The 15,598-nt window shown below is 72.9% G+C and carries 15 protein-coding genes; 5 read left to right on the top strand and 10 right to left on the bottom strand.

All coding sequences use genetic code 11. From position 1 onward, the window contains the following. The first annotated feature begins 29 nt into the window (after positions 1–29). The gene (locus QSK37_RS09785; protein WP_285619136.1) at positions 30–1,307 is read left to right on the top strand and encodes a sensor histidine kinase; all 1,278 of its coding nucleotides are present in this window, start codon (positions 30–32) and stop codon (positions 1,305–1,307) included. After that, complete coding sequence (locus QSK37_RS09780) at positions 1,295–1,954, top strand: response regulator (RefSeq protein ID WP_285619134.1); 660 nt, start codon at positions 1,295–1,297, stop codon at positions 1,952–1,954. Before QSK37_RS09785 ends, QSK37_RS09780 begins: the two co-directional genes overlap by 13 nt. 5 nt (positions 1,955–1,959) lie before the next feature. On the opposite strand, the gene QSK37_RS09775 is transcribed toward QSK37_RS09780, so the two are convergent. Then, positions 1,960–2,349, bottom strand: coding sequence for a 4Fe-4S dicluster domain-containing protein (locus QSK37_RS09775; protein ID WP_285619133.1), 390 nt, complete (start codon positions 2,347–2,349; stop codon positions 1,960–1,962). Further along, complete coding sequence (locus tag QSK37_RS09770; RefSeq protein WP_285619132.1) at positions 2,346–3,944, bottom strand: FAD-dependent oxidoreductase; 1,599 nt, start codon at positions 3,942–3,944, stop codon at positions 2,346–2,348. Before QSK37_RS09770 ends, QSK37_RS09775 begins: the two co-directional genes overlap by 4 nt. Positions 3,945–4,243: 299 nt before the next feature. On the opposite strand from QSK37_RS09770, the gene QSK37_RS09765 reads away from it, so the two are divergent. Both QSK37_RS09765 and QSK37_RS09760 read left to right on the top strand, forming a co-directional pair. Then, positions 4,244–4,690 (top strand): hypothetical protein, encoded by a 447-nt coding sequence (locus tag QSK37_RS09765; RefSeq protein WP_285619130.1) that lies wholly within the window; start codon positions 4,244–4,246, stop codon positions 4,688–4,690. Beyond that, positions 4,687–4,932 (top strand): hypothetical protein, encoded by a 246-nt coding sequence (locus tag QSK37_RS09760; RefSeq protein WP_285619129.1) that lies wholly within the window; start codon positions 4,687–4,689, stop codon positions 4,930–4,932. The genes QSK37_RS09765 and QSK37_RS09760 overlap by 4 nt, the downstream gene beginning before the upstream one ends. Before the next feature lie 146 nt (positions 4,933–5,078). Here the strand turns inward: QSK37_RS09760 and QSK37_RS09755 are convergent, their stop codons facing one another. From QSK37_RS09755 to QSK37_RS09725, 7 genes are all read right to left on the bottom strand, one after another. After that, positions 5,079–5,711, bottom strand: a complete 633-nt coding sequence (locus QSK37_RS09755; RefSeq protein ID WP_285619127.1) for a GntR family transcriptional regulator — start codon at positions 5,709–5,711, stop codon at positions 5,079–5,081. A 33-nt stretch (positions 5,712–5,744) separates the two neighbouring features. After that, positions 5,745–6,524, bottom strand: a complete 780-nt coding sequence (locus tag QSK37_RS09750) for an N-acyl homoserine lactonase family protein (RefSeq protein ID WP_285619125.1) — start codon at positions 6,522–6,524, stop codon at positions 5,745–5,747. Next, positions 6,521–7,975: an FAD-dependent tricarballylate dehydrogenase TcuA gene (tcuA, locus tag QSK37_RS09745; protein ID WP_285619123.1), complete on the bottom strand. Its 1,455-nt coding sequence runs from the start codon at positions 7,973–7,975 to the stop codon at positions 6,521–6,523. The genes QSK37_RS09750 and tcuA overlap by 4 nt, the downstream gene beginning before the upstream one ends. Positions 7,976–8,055: 80 nt before the next feature. Continuing rightward, positions 8,056–8,958 (bottom strand): NAD(P)-dependent oxidoreductase, encoded by a 903-nt coding sequence (locus QSK37_RS09740; protein WP_285619121.1) that lies wholly within the window; start codon positions 8,956–8,958, stop codon positions 8,056–8,058. Continuing rightward, positions 8,955–10,286 (bottom strand): MFS transporter, encoded by a 1,332-nt coding sequence (locus QSK37_RS09735; protein ID WP_285619119.1) that lies wholly within the window; start codon positions 10,284–10,286, stop codon positions 8,955–8,957. The genes QSK37_RS09740 and QSK37_RS09735 overlap by 4 nt, the downstream gene beginning before the upstream one ends. Positions 10,287–10,307: 21 nt before the next feature. Further along, the gene (locus tag QSK37_RS09730; RefSeq protein ID WP_285619117.1) at positions 10,308–11,780 is read right to left on the bottom strand and encodes an aldehyde dehydrogenase; all 1,473 of its coding nucleotides are present in this window, start codon (positions 11,778–11,780) and stop codon (positions 10,308–10,310) included. Further along, on the bottom strand, positions 11,777–12,982 hold the full coding sequence (locus QSK37_RS09725) for an alpha/beta fold hydrolase (protein WP_285619116.1): 1,206 nt from the start codon (positions 12,980–12,982) through the stop codon (positions 11,777–11,779). The genes QSK37_RS09730 and QSK37_RS09725 overlap by 4 nt, the downstream gene beginning before the upstream one ends. Before the next feature lie 127 nt (positions 12,983–13,109). On the opposite strand from QSK37_RS09725, the gene QSK37_RS09720 reads away from it, so the two are divergent. Further along, complete coding sequence (locus QSK37_RS09720) at positions 13,110–14,594, top strand: FAD/NAD(P)-binding protein (protein WP_285619114.1); 1,485 nt, start codon at positions 13,110–13,112, stop codon at positions 14,592–14,594. A 14-nt stretch (positions 14,595–14,608) separates the two neighbouring features. Here QSK37_RS09720 and QSK37_RS51650 read toward each other — a convergent pair whose 3' ends face one another. Continuing rightward, a complete protein-coding gene (locus QSK37_RS51650) occupies positions 14,609–15,586 on the bottom strand; it encodes a PaaI family thioesterase (protein ID WP_432705549.1) in 978 nt (325 codons plus the stop codon). Positions 15,587–15,598: the final 12 nt, after the last annotated feature.

Genomic DNA, 15,598 nt, shown 5'->3' with positions numbered 1-15,598 from the left:
CCTAAGGTCACTCGCCGAAGGAGGTACCGATGCCGGCGAACCCGCCAGAAACGGTCGCCCCGGCACGGACCGGCCGGCGGCACGTGAAGACGCGCGTCCGTGCCCTCATCGACGCGCTCGAACATCTCGTCGGCGGTTTCGGCACCGCCCTGCTGGCGTTCGCCGCGCTGCTGTGGCTGGCGGTCGTCGCACTGGGGTGTCTCGCCGGCCTGCGCCGGCTGCTGGCGCCCAGCGCGCCGCGGGTCGTACGCTCCATCGCCGAGCGGGAGCGCGCCCGGCTCTCCCGGTGGGGGCCGGCGATCATCGGTCCGGCGACGCCTCCGCCCACCCATATCCGCGCCGCTCTCGCCGACCCGGACGGCCGGCGGGAGGTGCGCTGGCTGTTCGTCCACGGCACGCTCGGGCTGTTGCTCAGCGTCACGGCGGTGGTGCTCGTGGTGTACACCGTGCAGGACGTCACGTTCCCGCTGTGGTGGCGGTGGCTGCCGGCCGACGAGCCCAATACACCGACCGTGGTGTCCTGGACCGTGAACGACGAGTCCGGCGCGCTGGTGGTCGCGCTCCTCGGCGTGGCGCTGTGCGTCCTCTTCGCGATCCTCGGGCCCGGAATGGCACGGCTGCAGGCGCGGCCGGGGACGCGGCTCCTGGCGCCCTCGGGTGAGGTCGACCTGTCGCTGCGCGTCGCCCAGCTGTCCGCGACCCGCGCGGCCGCGCTCGACGCCCACGCCACGGAGCTGCGGCGGATCGAACGCTCGCTGCACGACGGCACGCAGAACCGGCTCGTCGCCGTCACCGTGCTGCTCGGCGCGACCCGCCGTGCCCTCGCCCGGGACCCCTCGAGCGCCGACGAGATGCTCGAACGCGCGCAGCAGGCCGCCGAACAGGCGCTCGCCGAACTGCGCACGGTCGTCCGCGGCATCCTGCCGCCCGTACTCGCCGACCGGGGGCTCGCCGGCGCACTGGCCGGGCTCGCGTCGGACTGCGGCGTCGACTGCAGGGTCGACGTCGACGTGCCCGGCCGGTGCGCCGCCTCCGTCGAGGCGACCACGTACTTCGTGGCGGCCGAGGCACTCACCAACATCGCCAAGCACAGCCGGGCCCGGCACGCCACGGTGACCGTACGCCGGCAGGGGCAGGAGCTGTCCCTGCGGATCGAGGACGACGGCGTCGGCGGCGCGGACGAGCACGAGGGCTCCGGCATCACCGGTATACGCCGCCGGGTCGAGGCCCACGACGGTCGCCTCGCCCTGACCAGCCCGCCCGGCGGCCCGACGATTCTCCAGGTGGAACTGCCATGCGGATTGTGATCGCCGAAGACGACCCGCTGCTGCGCGAGGGGCTGGCGCTGCTGCTGCGCGCCGAGTCGCTCGACGTGGTGGCCACGACGGAGGACCCGGAGTCCTTCCTGACGGCCGTCGACACGCACGGGCCCGACGTCGCCATCGTCGACGTACGGATGCCGCCGACCCACACCGACGAGGGCATCAAGGCGGCCGTCGAGGCGCGGCACCGCCTGCCCGGCCTCGCCGTGCTGGTGCTGTCGGCGTACGTGGAACAGGCGTTCGCCACCGACCTGCTCGCGGGCGGCGCGGCCCGTCTCGGGTACCTGCTGAAGGAACGGGTCGGCCGGGTGGAGCAGTTCCTCGACGCGCTGCACCGGGTGGCGGACGGAGGCACGGCCATCGACCCGGAGGTCGTCGCCCAGCTGCTCACCCGCACCCGCCCGGACACCGCACTGGACCGCCTGACCGCCCGCGAACGCGACGTACTCGCCCTGATGGCCGAGGGCCTGGGCAACACGGCGATCGCCGAACGCCTGTTCGTGACCGAGGGCGCGGTGCACAAGCACATCCGGAGCATCTTCGCCAAACTCGACCTGGCCCCGACCGATCGCGCCGACCGCCGTGTCACCGCGGTCCTGCGCTACCTGGAGAACACCCAGCGCCGCGCCTGAACGACTCAGCCCGCGCGGTCGCCGGGTTCGGGCGGGGGACGGCGGCCGGGTTGGCCGGACATGCCGGCGGTGAAGACGAAGCTGCGGTCGGCGGTCGAGCCGGGGGTGCGGCCGCGGCCCCAGCCGATCGCCCGGCGGTACGCTCCCAGGCGGCCCGAGCGGCTCAGCCAGGCCTCGTCGGTGTAGGCCGAGCCCGCCGGCGCGGGGGCGGACAGCGGCGCGACGAACAGGGCGTCGACCGGGCAGTAGGCCTCGCATATGAAGCACGTCTGGCAGTCGGACTGCCGGGCGATGACCGGGACGCCGTCCGGCCCCCGCTCGAAGACGTCCATCGGGCAGACCTTGACGCAGACGTCGCAGGCGACGCACCGCTCGTGGCTCACGACCTCGATCACGCGGTCCTCCCCGTCCCGGCCACGGCGGGCGGACCGACCGGGGCGACCGGGTCGAGGGCGGTCCAGACCTCGTCCAGCCCGCCGGTGAGGATCCGGCGCCGCAGCGCCGGATCGCGTTCGGGCCGGTCGTCCCGCAGGTGCACGCCGCGCGACTCCTCGCGGACCAGGGCGGCCCGGTACATCCACCGGGCGTGCGCCACCAGCGACGCGGCCTCGCGCGCCCGCAGTGTCGTACGGCCGTCCGTTCCGGCGAGGCCGGTCTTCGCACGCTCCCACAGCGGGTCCAGGGAGGCGAGCGAGGCCGCGAGCCCCTCGGCGTCGCGGAAGAGGTTGCGCTCCAGCGGCAGCACCTCCTCCTGCACCGCCCGTACGACGTCGGCCCCCGAGAGCCCGGTGTCGCCCGCGGGCCGCAGCCCCGCCCGCCCGTTCGCCCGCGGTTCCCCGCGGGGCGTCCCGCGGGCGGCGGCGAACCGTGCCGCGGCCGCCCCCGCCCAGGTGCCCGAGGAGATCGCCCAGGCGCCGTTGAAGCTGCCGCCGCCGCTCGCCGCCCCGGTGATCAGCTCGCGGGTGGCCACGTCACCGGCCGCGTACAGGCCGGGGACGGTCGTCGCGCATCCGGCGTCGACGATCCGCAGCCCGCCCGTGCCGCGGACGGTGCCCTCATAGACGAACCGCACCGGATAACGCGTGGTGAACGGGTCGATGCCGGCCTTGTCCAGCGGCAGGAAGTAGTTCGGCTGTGAGTCGCGCATCAGCCGGCGGAGCGCCGGGGGAGCCCGGTCGAGCCGGGCGTACACCGGCCGGCCCTCGGCCGCCAGCCGCGCGAGCCGGACGCGGGCGTCGCCGGGCGCGTCGAACGCGATCGGCGTGCCGTCCGGCTCGTAGTAGCTGGCGTAGTGCATCATCAGGCCCTTGGTGTGGTTCCCGTACGCGGGGGAGAGGCCGTACACCGCGGAGAACTCCATCCCCGACAGCTCCGCCCCGAGCTCGGCCGCCATGAGGTGCCCGTCGCCGGTGTCGACGTTGAGCCCGAAGGCGCCGGACAGGAACGCGCACCCGCCGGTGGCCAGCACGACCGCCCCGGCCCGTACCTCGTAGCGCTCCCAGCCCTCCTGACGGCGCAGCCCGGCCGCGCCCGACACGGCCCCGGCGGAGTCGGTCAGCAGCTCCAGCGCCGGATGGTGGTCGAGGACGCGGACGCCGGACCGCCGCACCCGGCCGCGCATGCGGCGCATGTACTCCGGCCCCTGCAGCGTGTTGCGCCGCTCTCGCCCGTGCTCGTCCGACGGAAACCGGTACCCCCAGCCGGCGAGCCGGTTGACCTGGCGGTACGTCTCCTCCTGCACACGGGTCATCCAGGTGCGGTCGGTGAGACCGCCTCCGGCCGCCTCCCGCTCGGCCATCGCGGCGTCGCGGACGTCCGGGTCCTCCGGCAGGTACCACAGGTTGTTGCCGCCGGAGGCGGTCGCGCCGCTGGTGCCGCAGTAGCCCTTGTCGGCGAGGACCACGTCGGCGGCCGCGCCCGCCGCCGCGATCGCCGCCCAGGCCCCGGCCGGGCCGCCACCCAGCACGAGCACGTCGGTGTAGAGCCGCATGTCCGATCATTTGCCCTTCTCGGTAATGATCCAGTCATCGATCGAGAAATCGCGCTTGGCGATCGTGATTCCGGCGTGGCCGAGGATCTCGGAGATCACGTGCGGCGGCGCCCCGGACGAGGATCGGCGAGCCGCCGGCGGTGTGAACGCGGCTACCGCTTCGGAGCCGTGGTCGAAGTTCGGAAGATCTCGGCTGGCGCTGAGACAAGGCGAGTTACGGTGATGGTCAACCGATGGGGGAAAGGAACGTATTTGTGAGCGGCCAAGCCGATCGGAGCGAGCGGGCTCCTCTGCGGACGATGCCCTGGTGGGTCGCGGTCATCAGTGCCGCAGCCGTTGCCCTTTCCGCAACGGTCACGACGCTTTGGCTATTGTCGATCGCCAGGCGTGATGCTTCGTTACGGCTTGAAGCGATCAAGGATGGCCTGACCGTCGGGGCCGGGACGGGCGGTGCCGCCGCGTTACTGCTCGCGATGCGCCGTCAGTGGCTGAGCGAACGGACTCAGGCGCACGCCGAAGACCTCGCACATGTCACCCAGGCCCATGCCGAGGAAGTCGCTCGGGATACCGCCTATGACGCGACCCAGCGTCGCGTCACCGAGCTGTACGCCAGAGCCGTTGAGCAGCTCACCGGCAAACTGTCATTGATGTCGTCTGTGCCTATCTTCGAATGCCCTTCGATCCAGCTCCGTTGGCACCTATCGGTGGCCGACAGTCGACTGTCGGCGAAGAGCCTGGCGACATGATGGAGGGAAACGGCCACGATGACAGCGACGTCAAACAAGAACTCCAGGTGCGAATCGCTGCTCAACGTCTCCTGGCCCGCCACCTCGCTCTGCCGCACGACGGCATTGCCGCCGAGCAGAACATGACTGCACCAGAGAAATACTGGGCCAGCCACCCCAACAGCAATCACGTATGGCCGGCCGACTGGCAAGTCGCGCCTTCCGGGCCCCCCGGAATGGCGCCGTTGGTCCGACGACCGTGATGCGGACTCCAGCAACATCGCCGAGGCGACGGCGCTGAACCCGCCAGCAGCACCCGGCCGTGATTATCCCCTTCCCACTGCAACGCCGAGTGTGTCCGCCCTTCGGCGACCGACGGCCCGACGGCTCGCCGTCCCGCGACCGGCTCTCAGCCGATGATCTCCTCGCGGTAGATCCGGAGGCGGATGTCGCGGGCCTTGGTCATGTGCCGGCCGGCCAGTTCCGCGGCCTTCTCCCGGTCGCCCGCGCCGACGGCGGTGATGATCTCCTCGTGCTCCCGCAGGGCCTCCTCCCACCGGCCGGTGCTGGAGAGGGTCGTGGCGGGGTAGCGGGTGAGGTGGTTGTTGAGCCGGGTCAGCAGGTCGACGATCGTCCCGTTGTGTCCGGCCGCCCAGATGGCCTCGTGCACGGCGCGGTTCGCCATCGCCATCGCCACCGGGTCGTCGGTCGAGGTCGCGGCCATGGCGTCCTGTGCGGCGCGGACGCGGATCAGGTCCAGTTCGGTGCGGCGCTCGGCCGCGGCGCCGGCCGCCGTGGCCTCCAGCGCGATCCGGGCCTCATAGATCTCCAGGATCTCCTCCGGGCTGCGTCCGCGCACGCGCATGCCGCGGTCGCCCCGCTCCACCAGGCCGTCCTGTTCGAGACGCCGCAGCGCCTCCCGCACGGGAGTGCGGGAGGTGCCGTAGCGATCGGCGAGCGCGACCTCGGGCAGCGGAGCGCCCGCGTCGAACACCCCGGCCACGATCTCCGCCCGCAACCGCTCGTAGACATCCGCCTGCACTGACCCTCACCTCTCGCATACACCCGTATGCAGTCAGGCTATCCGGGCGGCGATCCCCTCGAGGCCCGTCACGGCGGGGAACCGGTCGAGCACCCGCGGGTCGTGGCCCGGGACGATGAGCTCCTCCGCGCCGGCCAGCGCCCGCATCGCGTCGAACGCCTCGTACATCGACGGCAGGTGGTTGACCACGGCGTACGGCCGGTCGCGCCCGATGTTCTCGTAGAAGTGCGAGCCGTCCGCGGCCAGCACGACGTGCCCCGCCTCGGTGGCCACGCGCAGGACCTGCAGGCCGGGGGTGTGCCCGCCGAGACGGTGCGCGGTCACCCCCGGCGCCACCTCGTGCACGCCGTCGACCAGCCGCACGCGGCCGGTGAGATTCTGCTCCACGAGGTAGGCGACGTCCCCGGGTTCGGCCAGGTGAGCGTGCTCGCCCCGGGACGCGTGCCGGGACGTCCAGAACGCCAGCTCGCGTTCCTGCAGCACGATCCGTGCCCCCGGGAAGTCGCGGAGGTGCCCGGTGTGGTCGTAGTGCAGGTGGCTGAGCACGACGTGGGGGATCGTGTCCGGGTCGACGCCCAGCGACCGGATGGTGTCCATCGGGGACCGCAGGTACTCGCGGTTCCCCCGGCGGGCCGCGGTCTCCGGCGTGAACCCGGCGTCGAACAGCACCGCCTCGTCGCCGGACACCGCCAGCCACACGTAGTACGAGATCGGGAACCTGTCCAGGGCGCACGGATCGTGCCCGTAGAAGTGCTCGCCGCGGACCGACGCGTCCCGGTGGGCGAACCGGACGGCGTACACCTGCCAGGTCATCGGGGCCCCGCCGCGTGGTGGCCGGCCAGCCGGCCGAACACCGCTCCCGAGGTGAGGCCGCTGCCGCCGGGGTAGTTGCCGGAGAACAGCCCGCCGACCATCTCTCCCGCCGCATACAGGCCCTCGATCGGGCGGCCGGCGCCGTCGAGCACGTTCGCCGACTCATCGATGTGCAGCCCGCCGAACGTGAAGGTGATGCCGCAGCCCACGGAGTAACCGTGGTACGGCGGGGTGTCCAGCGCCTGCGCCCAGTTCGACTTGGGCGGCTCGACGCGCGCGGCGCGGCCGTCCTTCACCGCCGGGTCGAACGGGACGTCGACGATGGACGCGTTGAACTCGCGGACGGTCCGCGCCAGGCCCGCCGGGTCGATGCCGAGCTCGGCGGCCAGTTCGTCCAGGCTGCCGGCCTGCGCTCCGGTGATCGGCGTCGAGTCGTACTCCTCGCTGCGCAGCAGCGGCCGGGTCTTGGCGTCGAAGAGCTGGAACGCGCGGCCGCCCGGCTGCTTGAGGATCTCCCGGCCGTACTTGGCGTAGGTGTAGTTGCGGTAGTCGGCGCCCTCGTCCAGGAACCGGCGGCCGTCCCGGTTGACGACGATGCCGATCGGGTAGCTCTGCCGCGTCAGCTGGTTGGTCAGCACCCGGTCGCCGCCGGCCGGGTCCGCGCCGGCGTCCCAGGCCGTGCTGTGGCAGGAGGTCCAGTCGCCGTACGGCGCGGCGCCGGCCTCCAGCGCCAGCCGCAGGAGGTCACCGGTGTTCGTCGGGCAGCCGCGGACGTAGGCCTGCCGCCACTCCTCGCCCATGTGCCGCGCCCGCATCTCCGGGTTCGCCTCGAACCCGCCGGCGGCCAGCACGATCGCGTCCGCGGTCACCGTGTGCTCGGCGCCGTCGGCGTCGCGGTAGGCCACGCCGCGGCCGGCGCCCAGGTCGAGCCGGTCCACGCGCGCGCCGTACCTGATCTGCACGCCCTCCCGGAGCGCGGCCTCCGTGTGCTGGGCGATCAGGCCCTTGCCACCGTCCACGGAGCCGATGTAGAGGCCGCCGAAGAAGACCCACTTGCCGTGGGAGACATAGGACTGGCGTTCGTACATCAGCCGCCATCGCAGCCCCTTGCCCGCGAGCCACCGCAGCGTCTCCGCGGACCGGGTCACGAGCAGCTTGGTCAGCACGGGATCGCAGCGGCCCTCGGTGACCCGCTCCATGTCGTGCTCGAAGGCGCCGGCGGGATAGGCCGGGACGACCGTCTCGGCCATCCGGCCGGTCGTCGCCGGGTCGAGCAGGTCGGCCAGGTCCGCGATGTCGTCGAACGCGACGCGGAAGGCCCCCGCCGTGTAGAAGGAGTTCCCGCCGGCCTCCTCGGCCGGCGCCTTCTCCAGCAGCAGGACCCGCGCCCCCCGTTCGGAGGCCGCGTGCGCCGCGCTGAATCCGGCGTTGCCGCCCCCGACCACGATCACGTCGTAATCGGTTGGGAGTCCTCCTTCGTCGGAGGAGTGACCAGGCACGCGTGTTTCTTTGGTTCGCTCGCTTCGCTCACTCACGAGTCATCCCCTGTTTCCTGTGTCGTCTCGTTCATCGGGCGGCCGGTCCACTGCTCCCACAGCGTCGCGATCGCGGCGTAGTCCAGCCGGCCGAGTCCCTGGGCGACGCCCAGCTCGTAGACCGTGTGCGCGCTCTGCACGGCGAACAGCGGCACGCCGGTCTGCTGCGCCATCGCCAGCGCGAGGGTCGAGTCCTTGCGGGCGGCCTCGGTGGGCATCCCGCCCTCGTAGTCCCCGCGCAGGATCCGCTCGGCGAACCGGTGGGTCAGCGGGCGGGTCAGCCCGGCGTCCGGTCCGGTGAGCAGCTCGACCAGCTCGCCGCCGGACACCCCGGTCGCCGCCGCCAGCGCCCCGGCCTCGACCAGCACGACCATGACCGCGTGCGCCACCGCGTTGTTGATCACCTTGGCGGCCATGCCGCTGCCGGGTTCGCCGAAGCGCATGATCCGCTCCGACATCGCCCGCAGGACCGGCTCCGCCTTGCGCACGTCCGGCTCGCGCCCGCCGACCAGCAGCGTGGCCCTGCCGTTCGCCATCTGGGCGACTCCGGACAGGATCGCCGCGTCGACCAGGCCGACACCGTGCTCGTCGCACCGGCGTACCTGCTCGTGGACATCGGCGGGGTTGACCGTGCTGGTCTCGACGATCACGCTGCCGGGGCGCATCTTCGGCGCGAGCGTGCCGATGACCTCCAGTGAGATCTTCGGTGTCGGCAACGACAGCACGACGATGTCCGAGGAGGACAGTCCGGCGAGTTCGGCGGGCGTGACGTTCGGTGTCTCCGCCGCCCGCGCGACGCGCTCGGCGTCGACGTCGTAGGCCAGCAGCGTGTCGTGGGCGGCGAGGCGGCCGGCGATCGCACCGCCCATGTTGCCCAGCCCGCACAGCGAGATGGTCATCGGGCTCCTCTCGTCAGGTCGGCGTGCTTGGTCTCCGGGCCCATCAGCGCCCCGGCCAGCGCGAGCAGCCCGCCGAGCACCACGAGAGGGATCTGCGTGTACTTGTAGGGCAGCAGGGCGTCCAGCCAGAGGAGGAAGAAGCTGTAGCAGGAGGGGATCAGCACGGCGAAGGTGTAACCCACGCCGAAGCCCGACGCGCGGACCCCGGGCGGGAAGCGTTCCGGCAGGTAGGCGCTGAGGATGCACCACGGCGCGTTCGCGATCACGACCACCACTCCGGCGAGCACGAGCGTGCCGACGCTGCCCCCGCCCGGGTCGGAGTTCGCGATCATCACCCAGTACACGACGGGCACCACGGTCGCGGTGAGGGCGGCGAACAGGACCAGCACCGCCCGCCGCCCGATCCGCTCGGCGAGCCGGCCCACGCCGAGGTAGACGACCGCCAGTACGGCGAACATCGTCATCGTGCCGACGGTGACCGCGGTGCTCGGCAGCTTCAGCACCTTCGTCAGCAGGCCGGGCATCATCGACACCGCCGTCTGCAGCGACAGCCACATGCCCGTCATCAGCAGGAAGATCTGCCCGAGGCTGCGGCGGTTCGGCCCTCGCGCGAACAGCGCGCGCAGCGGCGACTCCGGTGATCCGGCCGCGGCGGGCTCGTCGTCCTCGACGCGGCGGAAGTACAGCAGCACCGCCACCGACAGCAGCGCGCCGACGAAGAACGGCACCCGCCAGCCCCAGCTCAGGTACGCCCCGGACGCGGTCGGCGCGACGAACAGCATGAGCGTGGTCAGCGCGCTGATCGCGATGAACGCGAACGGGTAGCCCAGCATGATCCGCGCCGACACCTCGGCGCGGCGGCTCTGGGGCGCGCGCTCCATCGCCAGGGGCACCGCGGCGGTGTACTCACCGCCGAGGAACACCCCGTCGACGAACCGCAGCAGGATCAGCGCGACGATCGCGAACCAGCCCCACGACCCGTACCCGGGCAGAAGGCCGATCAGCAGCGTGACGACGCCGAAGCCGCCGATGGCGACGACGGTGGTGCGCTTCCGGCCGATCGAGTCGGCCAGGTGACCGAAGAACGCCGCGCCGACGGGCCGGCCGATCAGGGTCACGACGAAGGTGACGTAGTAGATCGTCGTGCTCGCGACCGTGCCGAGGTCCTTGGGCTGGAAGTAGGCCAGCGCGGGCGCGAGCGCGATCGTGGGCAGGTAGATGTCGTAGAAGTCGACGAAGTAGCCGAGGAAGGCGCCCACGGTGCTCCGCCTGCTCTCGGCGGACAGGCGTTCGCGTGGGGGCGCGGTGGGGATGACGGCTTCGGTCATGGTCGTCTCCGGCGTGGTGCCTCAGGTGCGAATGGAGAAGGGGTCTCCGCTGGTCCCGGAAAGGTCGATCATCACGTTCTTGGTGGTCAGGTACTCGCTCAGCGCCTCGGCGCCGCGTTCCCGGCCGTAGCCGGACTTCTTCGTGCCGCCGAACGGAGCCTGCGCGGCGCTGGACCGGTAGGTGTTGACCCAGACGGTGCCGGCGACGATCCGCCTGGCGACCCGGTGGGCGCGGGTCAGGTCATTGGTCCACACGCCGGAGGCGAGGCCGAACTCGCTGTCGTTGGCGATGGCGACGGCCTCGTCCTCGTCGCTGAAGCGGATCGCGCTCAGCACGGGACCGAAGATCTCCTCACGTGCCAGCGGCGAGGCGTTGTCCACCTCGGCGAACACGGTCGGCCGGACGAACAGCCCGGCGCCCAGCTCCGGGTCGGCCAGGGGTTCCAGCCCGGTCAGGGCCACGGCGCCGCCGTCGGCGCCGTTCGTGATCGCCCGCCGGATCCGGTCGAACTGCGGGCGGTTCGCGACCGGGCCGAGCTGGGTGGGCTCGAGCATCGGGTCGCCGAGGCGGATCGCGCGGGCCCGCTCGGCCACCGCCGCGACCACCTTGTCGTAGACGGAGTCCTGCACGAGCAGCCGGCTGCCCGCGATGCAGGTCTGCCCGCCCGCCGCGAAGATCCCGGCCACCGCGCCGATCACTGCGCGGTCGAGATCGGCGTCGGCGAAGACGATGTTGGGCGACTTTCCGCCGAGCTCCAGCGTCACCGGCACGAGGTTCTTCGCGGCCGCCGTGGCGATGGCCTGCCCGGTCGGCACGCTGCCGGTGAAGCTGATCCGGTCGAGGCCGGGGTGCCCGGACAGGGCCTGCCCGGCGTCGGCCCCGCCCGTCACGATGTTCACCACGCCCGGCGGGAAGCCGGCCTCCTCGACCAGGTCCGCCATCGCCAGGGTGGTCAGCGACGCGTGCTCGGACGGCTTGATCACCACGCAGTTGCCCGCCGCCAGCGCCGGGGCGAGCTTGTTGGCCAGCAGCTGCATCGGGGAGTTCCACGCGGTGATCAGCGCGGCGACGCCGATCGGCTCGGCCGTCGTGTAGTCCAGCGTGTCCGGAGAGTCGAGCGGGATCGTGCGGCCGTACAGCTTGTCGGCGTAGCCGGCGAAGAACCGGTAGTTGCGGGCGGCGAACCGCGCCTGGTTGCTCGTCTCGCGCAGCAGCTTGCCGTTGTCGCTGGTCTCCAGCCGGGCGAAGTCACCGGCACGCTCGACCAGCAGGTCGGCCAGGCGGTGCAGCAGCTCCGCGCGGCGCACGCCGGGTGTGGTGGACCATCCGCCGTCGAAGGCCGCCCGCGCGGCGGCCACGGCGTCGGCGACGTCCGCCGGTGAGGCGTCGGGGATGCGGGCGATCTCCGTGCCCCGGAACGGGTCGGTGGCGGGCAGGGTCCGCCCGGCCGACGCGGGCACCCGTTGCCCGCCGATGAGCATCAACTGGTTCATGCGAGCCGCTCCGTACGGTCGTCGATCAGGGAAAGGGCGTCCAGCAGGTGCGGGACGAACAGCGGAGGGTTCTCGGCGTGCGGGAAGTGGCCGAGCCGGGGCATCACCGCGAACGCGGCGCCGGGGATCTTCTCCGCGGTGCGACGGGACATCTCCGCGGTGCACGAGTAGTCGTACTCCCCGGTCAGCATCACCACGGGGCAGCGGCCGGTGTCGATGCCGGCCACGCGGTCGGTGGCGTCCCAGTCCCCACTGTAGAAGAGGATGTCACCGGCGAATGTGCCGTGTCCGCCCTGGCTGTAGCCCCACCAGACCTCGGCGCGGTACTCGGCCGGGCTCTGCGGGGCCATCAGCCCGTCGACCCACTCCGGCACGAACAGCGTCTGGTCGACGCGCGGGTCGCGGGCCCAGGAGACCTGGCGGCCGGGCACCTTGTCGCTGGCCTCGCAGGCGACGACCCCGCCGAACCGGTCCGGGTGACGGAGCGCCAGCTCCAGGCAGATCTCCCCGGCCATCGAGGCGCCGACCACCACCGGGCGGTGCAGGCCCAGCGCGTCCGCCAGCGCCACCACCGTCTCGGCGTAGCGGTCCGTGGTCAGCGCGTACGTCCCCGGCGCCGCGCCGGGCGGCGGCGCCGAACGGCCGTGCCACGGCAGGTCGAAGGCGACCATGTGGCGGTTCGCGCTTAGCCGGTCGTCGTTCATCAGGTACGTGAACTGGCGGGAGTCGGCGCCGGCGGTGTGCAGGAAGATCATGTCCGGCCCCGTCCCCGACTCCTCGTAGAAGACGCGGTGCGGCACGCCGTCCAGCCGCACGGTCGTGTAGCCGCCGGTCGTGGCGTGCGCCTCGGGCAGCGGGCCGGCCACCGGCTCCGGCTCACCGGACGCGAGGGTCCGGCCGATCTCGAGCACCCGGCGTACGAGGTGCGCGTGCTGGGCGAAGGCGAGTTCGTCGCCGCGGATCTCCGTGCCGGGAACCCGCATGAGCATGCCGAAGAAGCTCTGGTACCAGGGCGGCGGGACGCGCTGGAAGAAGCGTTGCCAGGCGGCATCGGGCGCCCGCAGCTCGAAGGCCGGCGCGCCGGACCCCGCTCCGAAGACGAAATCGACCCCGCAGGCCGTGAAGGACACCTCCGCGGCGGACGCGAGGGCCAGGCGCTCGTCCGTCGCGCAGGTCTCCCGCCAGAGCTTTCCGTCGATCATCTCGTCTCCTCGCACACCGTTGTATCCCTTTGTATACAGAGGCATGCCGTCCAAAGTCAACGGCATGTTTCCGGGTGAGAGCCGTTTACCTATATTCCTTGTCGGAAATACCAACTAAGCTGCTACGGTGACTCTTTCTCCAGCCAGGGCAGGTGCCGTGCGGCACCGCGTGCCCGTGGTCGCCATCGTCGGCGGAGGTGCGAGCGGCACCCTGACCGCCGTGCACCTGCTGCGCCGCGCGACCGGCTCCGGGGTGCCGCTCCGGGTCGCGCTGATCGACCGCGACGGGCGGCACGGCATGGGACAGGCGTACGCGACGACCGATCCCCGGCACCTCCTGAACGCCGGCGCGGCCGCGATGAGCGCCCTGGCCGACGACCCCGACCACCTGCGGCGCTGGACCGGGCGGGCCGGGCTGGAGGCGGCCGGATCGACCTTCATCCCACGGGGCGAGTACGGACGCTACCTGCGGGAACTGCTCGACGACGTGGCCGGCCGCACCCTCCCGGGCGGACGGCTGGCGCGGCTCACGGGCACGGTCACCGCGCTGAACCGGCCGGAGCCGTACGGGCCGGTGCGCGCGCACCTGGCGAACGGCGGCCGGATCGACGCCGACGCCGTCGTGCTCGCCACGGGCAACCGCCCGCCCGCCGCGGGACGGGTCACCGCGTACGGCCGCCGTCACATCGCCGATCCGTGGGCGCCCGGCGCGCTCGCCCCGATCCACGACGGCGCCCCGGTCCTCATCCTCGGCACCGGACTGACCATGGTCGACGTGGCGATCAGCGTGCTGGGCGCGCATCCGGACGCCGTGGTGTACGCGGTCTCGCGGCACGGTCTGCTGCCCCGGCGGCACCGATGTACGCCGGCGCCTCCGGTGGAGGCGCCCGTACCCGAGGGCGAGCTACGGCTGTCCGGTCTCCTCGCCGCGGTCCGCGCCGCCGTCACGGCGGCAGGCGGCGACTGGCACGGCGTGGTCGACGCCCTGCGGCCCCAGGTCCCGTCGCTGTGGGCACGCCTCAGCGTCGAGGACCGGCGCCGTTTCCTGACGCTGGTGGCCCGCTACTGGGAGGTCCACCGGCACCGCATTCCTCCCGCCACGGCCGACCGGATCGACGCGTTCCGCGCCGCCGGCCGTCTCCGGCTGCTGCGCGGACGGCTGCTGTCCGCCACGCCCGGCCCGGACGAGGTGACGGTCCGGCTCGATGAGGGCGGCGGCGAACGCGAACTGCGCGTCGGCTGGTTCGTGAACGGCACCGGCCCGGCCGCCGACGTCAGCGGCGACCCGCTCCTGTGCGGCCTCATCACCGCGGGGCTGGCGCGCCCCGACCCGCTGCGACTCGGCCTGGACGCCGACGAGACCGGCGCGCTCCTCGACGGCGCGGGCCGGCCGCAGGAGAAGATCTTCGCTCTCGGTCCGCCGCTGCGCGGCCTGCGGTACGAGACCACGGCGATCCCGGAGATCCGGGCGCAGGCGGCGGCGCTCGCGCCGCACGTTCTCCACGCGGTCGCCGCCACGCCGGTTCCGGCCCAGGTCCGCCCGGCCGCGCGTACTCCGGCGACCCGTCACGACGGCTTCCCGGTGACGGGTTCCCGAGCGACGGCGGGCTGACCGGCGCCGCCGGGTCAGCGCAGCGTCGCCCGGACGGCCTGCCAGGCGGGGACGCTCAGGAGGGCACGCCACGAGGTGAACAGGTCGAGAAGCTCCGGCCCGTACCGGGCGTGAAGGTCGGGGTTCGCCCGCATGACGTCCAGCTCGTTCGCCGCGGTGAGCTCGGCGAAGTCCCGCCGCAGGGCGAGCGGCGGTTGCAGCACGGCTCCGGTGAAGCGGTCACGGAACGGCCCCGCGGGATCGGCGAGGCCGGGGTGGGAGAAACGGCGGTCGCAGCCGGCGTAGAAGTGGACGAGGCCTTCCGCCTCCTCGCCGATGAGGGCGGTCAGCTCGTCCCGGTGGTCCGGGTCGCCGAGCGCGGTGGCGAAGCCGTCGGTGCCGTAGTAGGCGTGACAGAGCCCGGCGAGGCGTAGCGCCGGCCGTGCGCCCCACTCCGCGAGCAGCGCGTGCACCCGCTCCAGATGGGCCAGCAGAGTGCCGCCCGGATGCGCGATCTCGGCCGCGCCGCGCGAGGCCAGCCTCTCGACCACGGGGGCGATCCGCGGCTCCTCGTCGGCGATGTCCGGCTCCGGATCGCGCGGGCGGTCGCGCAGCATCGAGGTGACCCGCGCCGTGCAGACCCTGCGGTCCTGCTCGTCGGTGATGACGACGTCGCAGGTGACCAGCGTCCGCCCGGCGTGCGACACCGTGGCCACGGCCGTGACGTGGCCGGAGCCGGCGGGCCGGTGGTGGGTCGCGTTGATCTCGATGCCGACGGCCGTCCGGCCCGGACCCGCGTGGATCGCGGCGGCGCAGGAACCGACGGCCTCGGCGAGGGCGCACGACGCGCCGCCGTGCAGCACGCCGTACACCTGCGTGTTGCCCTCCACCGGCATCCGGGCGACCACCCGGCCGGTCGTGGCCTCCAGGTACTCGATGCCCAGCCGGCCGTCCAGCGGGCTGCTCGCGCCGCCGAGCTCCCGGCTCAGCCTCTCCAGCTCGTGCAGGGTCATGTCGCGTGTCCT

It is taken from the genome of Actinoallomurus iriomotensis (assembly GCF_030269445.1).
Lineage (GTDB): Bacteria > Actinomycetota > Actinomycetes > Streptosporangiales > Streptosporangiaceae > Actinoallomurus > Actinoallomurus iriomotensis.
Note: the sequence above shows the minus strand (reverse complement) of the source record. Positions and strands in the feature narration are given on the sequence as shown.